This is a genomic window from Oceanobacillus halotolerans (assembly GCF_010993955.1).
GTDB classification, from domain to species: domain Bacteria; phylum Bacillota; class Bacilli; order Bacillales; family Amphibacillaceae; genus Oceanibacillus_A; species Oceanibacillus_A halotolerans.
Genome location: NZ_WIXL01000001.1, coordinates 24,231 through 35,262, shown reverse-complemented (window position 1 = coordinate 35,262; position 11,032 = coordinate 24,231). Strand labels below are relative to the sequence as shown.

The window sequence follows — 11,032 nt, the reverse complement described above, 5'->3', positions numbered from 1 at the left end:
GCTTTTTGCTCGCGAGGAGGCTGAAGCGTTCCCCGTGGAAAGCGAGTGTTTTCCACAGCGTAGGTTTAGCACTCACTTTATAAAGAATTAAGGAAGACATGCTAAACATTTATTGCGCATAATCCATTTTATATGCATGAGGTTTCATACCTGAAAGCAACAATCTTTTAGAAAACAGTATTTTAAACAGAAGTAATATAGCTGACTTCTATCTATTATTAGCTATTTAATTAATTCTCTTGATTTCCAACGTCTTGATTGTTGGATAAAGTATCCAATCTTTTCAAGAATTGGCTCAATGGATTGTTCCTTTTCAATTAAATCATAGTCTGAAATATTTATTCGCAAAACAGGACAAGCATTAAAGTTATTAATCCAGTTCTCATAGCGATGAAACATTTCTTTCCAATAGGATAATGGAGTATTTTTTTCCATTTCACGACCTCGTTCTTGAATACGTTCTAATACTTGGTCCAATGTCCCTTCTAAGTATATTAATAAATCAGGATGTGGAAAGTAAGGAGTCATGACCATAGCGTCAAATAAATTCTTATAGGTTTCATAATCTGTTTTGGACATGGTTCCATTCTCATAGTGCATCCTTGCAAAAATACCCGTATCTTCATAAATGGAGCGATCTTGTATAAACCCGCCACCATATTCAAAAATTTTCTTTTGTTCCTTAAATCGTTCTGCAAGAAAATAAACTTGTAAGTGAAAACTCCAACGTTCAAAATCATCATAGAATTTACCTAAATATGGGTTTTTATCTACTTTTTCAAAGGATGTTTTAAAGTCTAGTGCATTGGCTAATGCGTTTGTCATCGTTGATTTTCCTACCCCAACGGTACCCGCAATCGTTATGATACTATCGTTTGGAATAAGGTATTTTTCCCTTAAATTCATGATCAAATGTTCCCCTTTATAACGTGTTAACTTCGTTTATCTTTTTTCCATTGAGATGATCTTCTACCATCTCTATAATACATTTTAAGTCTTCCTGGTATTTGACAAAATCCATTTCATCTCCATTTATACGAATAACAGGAATATCTGGATGTAATCGCTCAAATGTATTCATATATTCCTCATAGTCCTGAGATAGTTGTGCTAGATATGAGGGTTTAATATTTTGTTCAATATCCCTTCCACGTAATGCAATACGTTTTAAAATCGTTTCTAGGCTTGCATGTAGATAAATCATCATATTTGGTGTAGGCATATCAGCTGTTAAGATATGATAGATCTTCTCATATTTTTCCAACTTATCTGCTTGTAATGTCCGTCTTGCAAAAATCATGTTCTTAGAAATATGATAATCTGCAATAACCGGTTTACTTTGTCGCAAATATTGTGTCTCGATATCTTCTAATTGTTTAAATCGATTACACAAAAAGAACATTTCTGTTTGAAAACTCCAAGCGTCTATATCATCGTAAAATTTTCCGAGAAAGGGATTTTCTTCTACGATCTCTTTTAATAAATGATAGTTAAAATGAATAGCAAGTTTTTTTGCAAGGGATGTTTTCCCAATTCCAATTGGTCCTTCTATTGCAATAAACGGCACTTCTGCCATAGTTTCTCCTCCAATCACCACATAAAACAATAACCATAAAGACAGATGTAGTATATTTTATCATAGAATACGTAGCATATCTATGAGTGAAATAGTTCTACTTTTCATCCTTTCATTTGTTTAGTATAATGGAGGTTGTCAATCTATGATTATGCCTCCGTAGCTCAGGGGATAGAGCATCGGTTTCCTAAACCGTGTGTCGCAGGTTCGAATCCTGCCGGGGGCATTATTTTTGCACCTTCTTCCGCGTTTTTTATTCATTTCATTACTAATTTTCATTCAGAAAGGAACATCAACAATGAATCTTACCAAACAAATTATGATTGCCCTCATATTAGGTGTTGTAGTTGGCATCGGTTTTAGTTTTACAACACCAGAATTATTTAATACGATAGATACTTATGTGCTGAGCCCAGTTGGTCAATTATTTCTTAACTTGATCATGATGATTGTTGTACCAATTGTGTTTGTGTCAATTGTGTTAGGGACAGCTGGCTTAGGAGACCCTGCTAAGTTAGGAAAGATCGGTATACAAACGATTGCATTTTATTTAGTTACAACAGCAATTGCCCTTCTCATAGGAATAGGAATGGGGTATTTATTAGAACCTGGTAAAGAAGGTGTCTTTGATGTTGATAATGTAAGCTATGAAGAACAAGCGGCCCCACCTATTATGGAAACACTGGTAAATATTATTCCACAAAATCCAATAGAGGCAATGTCTAGTGGGGACATGTTACAAATTATAGCTTTTGCAATTTTTATAGGAATTGCGATTGCAATGCTTGGTGAAAAAACAGTAGGAATCTACCGGTTATTTGAGCAGGCAAATGATATTTTAATCTTTATAGTCAATGCAATTATGAAAACAGCTCCATATGGTGCATTTGCATTGATTGCGTCCGCAATTGGAAATGCTGGTTTGGATGCATTAGGTTCTATGGTTATGTATATGGTTGCTGTGATATTAGCTTTAATTATTCATGGTGCCCTTACCTATCCATTGGCTATTAAAGGGCTTGGTAAGGCGAGTCCCCTCCACTTTTATAAGGAGTTTTTCCCAGCGATGTCGGTAGCTTTTAGTACATCTAGCTCAAGCGCTACTTTACCAATTGCCATGCGAGTAGCACAAGATAAACTCGGGGTACGTAAATCCATTAGTAGTTTTGTACAGCCATTAGGATCAACGATTAATATGGATGGAACGGCGATTATGCAAGCCGTAGCGACTGTGTTTATAGCACAAGTATATGCCATTAGCCTAGGATTTAATGATATTGTTATGATTCTGTTAACTGCGACATTAGCAAGTATTGGAACTGCAGGAGTACCAAGTGTCGGATTGATTATGTTATCGATGGTACTAAATCAGATAGGATTACCTGTGGAGGGAATTGCTTTAATTATAGGTGTCGATCGCCTATTAGACATGTTACGAACATCTCTAAACACAGCAGGGGATGCAACCTGTGCCTATGTTATTTCTGAAAATGAAAAACGGAAAGAAGCAAAAGCTGCCAAATCGTAATACAAACCACACTACAAATTATGGTAGTGTGGTTTTTGGATGCAGTGGTAAATTTTTTATAAAAATTTTAAACGAAATTCTTTAAAATTGTCACAAAATGTTCTAAAATAGATAGTAGTTAGCCAAATATTTTAATTATTATTAATTGCATGTTTCTTGTAATTAATAATAAACATCTATAATAGGAAGGTTTGTAATCGGTTTCAAAAAATAGAAGGGGTGATTGGATGGATATGCAAAAAATACCTGCAAGAGAAGGAAATCATAACTTAAAAAATTATAAAAAAATGCGTGAGACATTTTCTTGGGATGATGTTAAACAAGAGTTTAGTTGGAATGAAACAGGAAAGGTTAATATAGCGTATGAAGCAATTGATCGTCATGCAGAAGATCCAGATAAGAAGGATAAAGTTGCTTTACGATATTCCGCTCCTGATCGAGAAGAAAGTGTAACCTTTGATGAGTTACGAAAGCAGAGCAATCAGTTTGCCAACGTTTTAAAACAATATGATATTCAAAAAGGGGATCGAGTATTCTTATTCCTTCCGAGGAGCCCTGAGTTCTATGCTACTTTCTTCGGTATTTTAAAAGTAGGAGCAATTGCTGGTCCTTTATTCGAAGCATTTATGGAGCAAGCGGTAAAAGATCGGTTGCAGGATAGTGAGGCAAAAATGCTGATTACTACACCAGATCTACTAGAAAGAGTTCCACAAGATGAATTACCTGACTTAGAGAAAATTGTACTTGTCGGCACCAATGATAAAAATGGTGGAAAATATATCGATTATCAAACGGAAATGGAACAAGCAGATACAGAATTTGATATTGAATGGGTTGATTTAGAAGATGGAATGCTCATTCACTATACATCTGGATCGACTGGTAAGCCAAAAGGTGTATACCATGTTCACAATGCTATGATTCAGCATTATGTGACAGCTGAGTGGGTATTGGATTTAAAAGAGGATGATGTATACTGGTGTACCGCAGACCCTGGTTGGGTCACAGGAACTAGCTATGGTATTTTTGCTCCATGGTTACACGGGGTTACTAATGTTGTTCGTGGTGGTCGGTTTACACCAGATGACTGGTATGGAACATTAGAAAAATTTGGTGTAACAGTATGGTATACGGCACCAACAGCATTGCGGAAATTAGTTAGTGCTGGAGAGGATGTTGTAAAGAAATACGATTTGTCTTCCTTAAGACATATTATGAGTGTTGGGGAGCCATTAAATCCAGAAGTGATCACATGGGGATTAGAAGCGTTTGATCTTCGTATTCATGATACATGGTGGATGACAGAAACGGGTGCACAATTAATCGTTAATTTACCATCAGAGGAAATTCGCCCAGGCTCAATGGGGAAACCTATTCCAGGAATTGAAGCAAGTATTGTGGATAATGAAGGGAATGAGTTACCACCTAACCAAATGGGTAACTTAGCTATTAAACAAGGTTGGCCATCCATGATGCGTACGATTTGGAAGAGACCGAATAAATTTGAAAGCTATTTTATTAATGGATGGTATGTATCAGGAGATAGTGCCTATAAAGATGAAGACGGCTATTTTTGGTTCCAGGGCCGATTAGATGATGTGATTAATACATCTGGTGAACGTGTTGGTCCATTTGAAGTTGAAAGTAAATTAATTGAACATCCTGCAGTTGCTGAAGCAGGTGTGATTGGAAAACCACATCCAGAACGTGGGGAGATTATTAAGGCATTTATTACCTTGAATGATGGGTATGAAGATTCACCAGAGCTGTTAGAAGAAATTCGTAAATTTGTAAAAACCGGGTTAAGTGCACATGCTGCTCCACGTGAATTAGAAGTAAGTGATTCTATTCCAAAAACGCGCAGTGGTAAGATTATGCGTCGCTTGTTGAAGTCATGGGAACTAGGATTGCCAACAGGTGATACGTCAACATTAGAAAAATAACATGGTGAGAGAGGTGTCCCTTAACTGGAGGCACCTTTTTCATTGCAAGTAGGAAAAACTTATAATGTGATATCTTGGATGTGATCAGGAAGTAGTTATTTGCGTAGATCAACTCCTTACAAGTCGCCAGCTAGGGGATATTCCTGTATTTAACAGGTAAACGGTAGCATTATTACAATCCTAAAAGAAGTAGATCGCACTCAATGGCCTAATTAAGTCACAAAAGTAACAGAGCGTGGTTGTCAGTGCCAAAATTAAAGGGTGAAATAGCAAAATGGTAACAGAGCATGGCTATCACTGCCAAAATTAAAGAATGAAATAGCAAAAAGGTAACAGAGTATACTTATCAGAGCCATAAGTCAAAGAGTGAAGTACCAAAACAGTAATAGAGATCACTTGTCAGTTCCAAACTCAGCAAGGAAACTTGAAAAACGGTAGTAGACCAAGCTTCACAACGTCTAAGTCAGCATGAAAACTTCTATAAGAGCGCGACCCATATTCCTAGTCACATTAAATAAAACACTATTTCAAAGCAAGTCATATGACTACTGTTTCACCCCTAATATAAATACCCCACTGCTTTTTTGCAGTAGGGTATTCGTTACGAAAATTTACTAACGGTAAAATTATCTTCTAATAGAAGCCAATTTTGTGGAAATGCAAGGCCTAATTTCCAATAACTAATTCCCCGTAAATTCAATTCCTTAATCATATCAAATTTAGCCTGAATAGATCTTGCATCTTCAAACCATACTTCATGATCGTTTCCTTCTGCATCGCGATAGGTAAAAAAAGGTGCTTGTGCCGTTTGGTCATATTCAATAGGTACATTATTTTCCCGAGCTATAGCGATTGCTTGTTGTGGACTAATAGCACGTGCTGCTTCCCCACCTTCTTCAAATGGAAGTGTCCAATCATAACCATATAAATTTTGTCCAAGTAGTATTTTTTCTGGAGGCATTTCAGTTAAGGCGTAATCTACCACTTTCCGTACTTCGTTAATAGGTGAAACGGCCATTGCTGGACCATAGCTATAACCCCATTCGTACGTCATTAATACAACAAAATCCGCAATTTCCCCATGTGCACCATAATCATGTGCCTCATACCATTCACCAGCCTGAGTTGCACTTGTTTTTGGAGCGAGTGCTGTTGACATTAACAATCCTTCTTGGCTTAATCGTTCTTTTGCTCTCCGTAAGAATTGATTATAGGCATCACGGTCATCAGGTGGCAAAAACTCCAAGTCAAAGTGTACATCTGTATAACCACCTGCATGTGCAGTATTGATAATCGTATCCAGTAACGTATTTTGTACGGCTTGAACTGTTAAAATAATATGGCCTAATTCTGCGCTAAATTCACCCTCTTCTAAATTGGTAACAACTAACATTAAGGATGCATTATTAGCTTCGGCGATTTCCTGGAAATTATCTAGTGGGGGCGGGGTTAGTGAACCATCACGATTTACTCGGTAGCTAAATGGAGCAAGATAGGTAAGGTGAGGTGCTTGTTTTCGTGCAGCATTTTCAATGGTTGGTGAAACTGAATCCCCAATTGGTTCTACATAAGCATTAGCAGTAATGTTATTTGTTGGCCGTTCTGGTATATATAATCGAAAGCCGATGGGCAAGGTGTTATTGACTGGGAAATTATTAATTTGTGCTAACTCTTGATAAGACATACCGAAACGTTGTGCAATCGAATATAAACTATCGCCCGGTTGCACAAAATAGAATTGACCAACGATAGGAATAACTAATGATTGGCCGATAACGAGGTTATTAGGTGTATCAAGTTCATTTGCATCTACTAATGCTTCTATAGATGTATTATAAGTGTTGGCAACAGAAAATAAGGAGTCTCCTTGTTCCACAACGTGTATTTGCAATTTAGTCCCCTCCTTTAAGTGAAACAATAATACTACTTACAAGATATGATAAGGATCGCTTAGATATACCAGAAGAATTAGTGTTTTTACTTGCTAAATGACTAATGAAGACATAGTATAATCGAAAGAGAAGGATCTTTCTGCATAGATTGTTGTTAATAATCTATATTATGCGTCTTAAAGTAGTGTAGTTGATTTCCGCTTCGGACAGTCGCTTTCACCACGGGCATAAGTGCGACATCTGTTCAAACCTAACGTTTTCTCAGTGTCTTCTTTACCGCGGACAGACGCTTTTAGCTTCCTCGGAAGCAAAAACCGCTTCCTATTCAGATCTAGCTGCGTTTTTTTCGCAGGAGTCGACTGTCCTACGCTCCAATCAAGCCTTGTTCAGTAGTACATTGATAAGAAGTGAAATAGCACAAAACAAGCGAAAAACATGAAGGCTCCTGGTTCGTCGGCTAACATCGGTCACGTCCCGTGGCAGGCGCCGACACTAGAACGTCCTCGCAAAAGAAATACACTTTTGCTTCGTGCGATGTTTGCTGTCGAAGCTTTCCTTGTCCTGTCCGTCGAAACGAGCCTAAGAGCCCCCGTAGTGTGGGTTTCGCAACGGAGGCTCGTGGGGAGTCCTAAGGTGCGCGAAATGTTTTTCCGAAGCGATAATTTTAGCTAAAACTACTGCACATCATTTATCAACTATGCATTAAGATTATACTTAAAAAAGCTAAAGAGAAAAAAGAAGAAGTGTGATATGATGGATGAACAATTTATGGATATAGCGATTCAAGAAGCAAAAAAGGCAGAAGAATTAAATGAAGTTCCAATTGGAGCGGTCATTGTTCGGGATAATGAGATTATTGCCTCAGGGTATAATTTGCGGGAATCAACACAGGAAACCCTATCTCATGCTGAGTTAATTGCGATAAGACAGGCTAATGAAGCAATTGGCAGTTGGCGATTAGAGGATTGTACACTATACGTAACACTTGAACCTTGTCCTATGTGTGCTGGGGCAATTGTTCAGTCTCGTATTAAACGTGTCGTCTATGGGGCAAGTGATCCAAAAGCAGGTTGTGCGGGTACATTAATGAACCTTTTACAAGATGAACGTTTTAACCATCAAGTAGCTGTAGAGCCTGGTGTATTAGGTGAAGCTTCCTCTTCCTTATTAACTAATTTCTTCCGTTCATTACGAAAAAAGAAGAAACACGAATAGACTACCAAGGCATTTCCCTTATTTTCCATTGCATTTTCGATATAAAGTGGTTATAATAGGTATTGTCGTGCTAAGCGGGGAGGTAGCGGTGCCCTGTACTCGCAATCCGCTATAGCGAGGCCGAAATCCCACCCAAGGTGAGGCGACTTTATGGTCTGCCGTAAGGGATTGGTGTTGACGCTTAGGTCCTGCGCAACAGAAACCCATGAATCCTGTCAGGTCCGGAAGGAAGCAGCAGTAAGTGGTCATTTCTGTGTGCCGCGGGGAAGCCTAGGCCGAGCCATGAACTTACGTAACGCATAGGGACGTCACATCGAAGGTGGGTGCACGGCATACATATTTGATTAAACCTCTTGTCCTAGACAAGAGGTTTTCTTATATCCTTTAAAAAGGCTGTTTTCTAAAAAGATTGTTGCTTTCAGTTATGAAACGTCATGCATATAAGATGTATAATGCGCAATAAATTAGCGCCGTTGATTTCCACTTCGGACAGTCGCTTTCCGCGGACAACGCTTCAGCTTCCTCAAAGAAAAACGTAAGCGCCTTGGTCACACCCGACAAGCTTAAGCCAAGCCTCTGTGTGGCGGTCTTTGCCACAAAGAGGATTGACTTAAGACCTCGAGGGTGTAGGCGCTAAAGTTAGACCTCGGAAGCAAAGACCGCTTCCTGTGGGATCTTCAGCTGTTGTTTTTTCCGCAGGAGTCGACTGTCCTACGCTCCAATCAACTATCGTATAAACACAATATTTATAGGAAATGTTGATCATATCAGTGGAGGAAATACACGGAGACTCCTGCGGGAATAATGGCCTAGGTGAGACCCCGCAGAGCGAAAAGCTCGAGGAGGCTCATCAGCCACCCGCGGTAAAGAAGACACTGTGAAAACGAATAGTTTGAACAGATGTCGCACTTATGCCCCTGGTGAAAGCGAAGTGTATTTCCGGAACGGGTAAACGCTCTAAAAATCGCTTATTGCACATAATATAGATTATGCGACATAAAAAACAAAACGTATGTGAACAGATCCTTGAAAAAACATTACTACTCACAAAATGCCAACAACAATTAATTCTAACTCCTTTCCATAATTTTATTTGTCGACTTAGTTCACATTACCCCTCCTAATCGGGTATAATTAACTATACTATATAAAAAGGGAACGAGTGTTATGAGCTATCAAGCCTTATATCGAGTTTGGCGTCCAAGAACGTTTCAAGATGTTGTCGGACAAACCCATATTACACGAACATTGCAAAATGCGATTATGCAAGAAAAATTTTCGCATGCTTATTTATTTTCTGGACCTAGAGGAACAGGGAAGACAAGTGCAGCAAAAATTTTTGCGAAAACAATTAATTGTGAACATGCACCAGTAAAAGAACCGTGTAATGAATGTTCGGCATGTCGTGGCATTCAAGATGGTTCTATTTCGGATGTCATTGAAATCGATGCCGCATCTAATACGAGTGTCGATGATATTCGAGAAATACGTGACAAGGTTAAGTATGCTGCTAGCTCCGTTCCATATAAAGTCTATATTATTGATGAGGTTCACATGATTTCGGTTAATGCCTTTAATGCATTATTAAAAACGTTGGAAGAACCACCTAAACACGTTGTTTTTATTTTAGCTACAACAGAACCACATAAAATACCGTTAACGATTATATCTAGGTGTCAACGTTTTGACTTTAAACCAATCCCTAATCAAGCTATTACGGAACGTATGAGAGGAATTGTGGAAGCAGAAAATATTACTGTTTCTCAAGAAGCTCTAGATACGGTTGCCTTAGCTGCTGAAGGTGGAATGCGGGATGCATTAAGTATATTAGACCAAGCTATTTCTTATAGTGAGGATCATGTGGAATTAGAGGATGTATTAGCAGTAACAGGTGCTGTTTCTCAACAAATTTTAACAGAGATGACAGCTGCCATGTATGAAAAAGATGCACAGCTTGCACTGAAAAAATTAGATACCCTAATCCAAGGCGGAAAAGATCCAGGACGATTTGTTTATGATCTCATTTATTATTTACGTGATTTGTTATTGTACAAAAGTGCCCCATCCTTAGAAGGAGTATTGGAACGTGCAACAATAGATGAGGACTTTAAACAGCTTGCAGATAAGGTTAGTGCAGCTTGGATTCAGGATGCTATTGTTCGGTTGAATCAATGTCAACAGGAGATTAAGTGGACAAATAGCCCAAAAGTATTTATCGAAATTGCATTATTAACGATTACCAATCAGTATACCGCAACAGATCAACATGGAGAAAGCACTGTAGAACCTGCTGTTACAAAATTGGCAACCAAAATCGATTCGTTAGAAAAAGAACTGCAAGCAATCAAACAACAGTCTAAAACGGAAAGTACTAATACATCAACAAATGAAAGAAAACAACGATCAGCACCACGATCAACGAAAAATGGTTACAAAATTCCGTATGATAAAATAAGAAATGTATTGCAAGTAGCATCAAAAACAAATTTAAAACAAATGCAAGCACAATGGGGATCTTTTTTAAGTCAATTAAAGTCTACAAGTCCACCAGCACATGCTAAAATACAGGATAGTAAGCCAGTAGTTGCTTCAGATGATACCTTAATTGTAGAATTTAAATATGAAATCCATTGCTCGCTATTTATGGACAATCGTGACACTATTGAATCTGTTCTCGCAACTGTAGCTGGAAAGGATTTAACGATTATTCCTGTCCCTGAAAAAAATTGGGAAGATATTAAACAGGAATATATTAAGCAGATGGGAAAGTCTAATACAGAGCAAGAGGAAGATAAAGGGGATCCCATTGTAGAAGAGGCAAGAAAGCTGGTCGGAGACGACTTATTAGAAATACATGACTAATTAAAATTGAAGGAGG

General features: G+C 38.1%; 7 protein-coding genes, 1 tRNA gene and 1 other RNA gene. 6 read left to right on the top strand and 3 right to left on the bottom strand.

From position 1 onward, the window contains the following. Window positions 1–222: 222 nt before the first annotated feature. Together GHC26_RS00200 and GHC26_RS00195 are read right to left on the bottom strand one after the other, a co-directional pair. Window positions 223–906 (bottom strand): deoxynucleoside kinase, encoded by a 684-nt coding sequence (locus GHC26_RS00200; RefSeq protein WP_163969252.1) that lies wholly within the window; start codon window positions 904–906, stop codon window positions 223–225. A gap of 16 nt (window positions 907–922) precedes the next feature. After that, window positions 923–1,576, bottom strand: coding sequence for a deoxynucleoside kinase (locus GHC26_RS00195; RefSeq protein ID WP_163969251.1), 654 nt, complete (start codon window positions 1,574–1,576; stop codon window positions 923–925). A gap of 153 nt (window positions 1,577–1,729) precedes the next feature. Between GHC26_RS00195 and GHC26_RS00190 the strand changes: the two genes are divergently transcribed. The 3 genes from GHC26_RS00190 (at window position 1,730) to acsA (ending at window position 5,047) form a co-directional block, all read left to right on the top strand. Then, window positions 1,730–1,802: transfer RNA gene (locus GHC26_RS00190), tRNA-Arg, on the top strand. Between the two features lie 72 nt (window positions 1,803–1,874). Continuing rightward, complete coding sequence (locus GHC26_RS00185) at window positions 1,875–3,104, top strand: dicarboxylate/amino acid:cation symporter (RefSeq protein WP_163969250.1); 1,230 nt, start codon at window positions 1,875–1,877, stop codon at window positions 3,102–3,104. Window positions 3,105–3,331: 227 nt separating this feature from the next. Beyond that, complete coding sequence (gene acsA, locus GHC26_RS00180) at window positions 3,332–5,047, top strand: acetate--CoA ligase (protein ID WP_163969249.1); 1,716 nt, start codon at window positions 3,332–3,334, stop codon at window positions 5,045–5,047. A 601-nt stretch (window positions 5,048–5,648) separates the two neighbouring features. Here the strand turns inward: acsA and GHC26_RS00170 are convergent. Further along, entirely contained in the window at window positions 5,649–6,938 is a 1,290-nt protein-coding gene (locus GHC26_RS00170; protein WP_163969248.1) for a LysM peptidoglycan-binding domain-containing protein, read from the bottom strand. A gap of 751 nt (window positions 6,939–7,689) precedes the next feature. On the opposite strand from GHC26_RS00170, the gene tadA reads away from it, so the two are divergent. The 3 genes from tadA (at window position 7,690) to dnaX (ending at window position 11,016) form a co-directional block, all read left to right on the top strand. Next, window positions 7,690–8,154 (top strand): tRNA adenosine(34) deaminase TadA, encoded by a 465-nt coding sequence (tadA, locus tag GHC26_RS00165; RefSeq protein ID WP_163969247.1) that lies wholly within the window; start codon window positions 7,690–7,692, stop codon window positions 8,152–8,154. 65 nt (window positions 8,155–8,219) lie between these two features. Next, window positions 8,220–8,485: signal recognition particle sRNA large type (gene ffs, locus GHC26_RS00160), an RNA gene on the top strand. An 836-nt stretch (window positions 8,486–9,321) separates the two neighbouring features. Next, window positions 9,322–11,016, top strand: coding sequence for a DNA polymerase III subunit gamma/tau (gene dnaX, locus GHC26_RS00155; protein ID WP_163969246.1), 1,695 nt, complete (start codon window positions 9,322–9,324; stop codon window positions 11,014–11,016). Window positions 11,017–11,032 lie beyond the last annotated feature (16 nt).

Excerpts from the sequence above, each read along its gene's own strand:
- tadA (WP_163969247.1), top strand. The coding sequence starts at position 7,690 with ATGATGGATGAACAATTTATGGATATAGCGATTCAAGAAGCAAAAAAG.
- GHC26_RS00200 (WP_163969252.1), bottom strand. The coding sequence starts at position 906 with ATGAATTTAAGGGAAAAATACCTTATTCCAAACGATAGTATCATAACG.
- acsA (WP_163969249.1), top strand. The coding sequence starts at position 3,332 with ATGGATATGCAAAAAATACCTGCAAGAGAAGGAAATCATAACTTAAAA.
- GHC26_RS00185 (WP_163969250.1), top strand. The coding sequence starts at position 1,875 with ATGAATCTTACCAAACAAATTATGATTGCCCTCATATTAGGTGTTGTA.
- dnaX (WP_163969246.1), top strand. The coding sequence starts at position 9,322 with ATGAGCTATCAAGCCTTATATCGAGTTTGGCGTCCAAGAACGTTTCAA.
- GHC26_RS00195 (WP_163969251.1), bottom strand. The coding sequence starts at position 1,576 with ATGGCAGAAGTGCCGTTTATTGCAATAGAAGGACCAATTGGAATTGGG.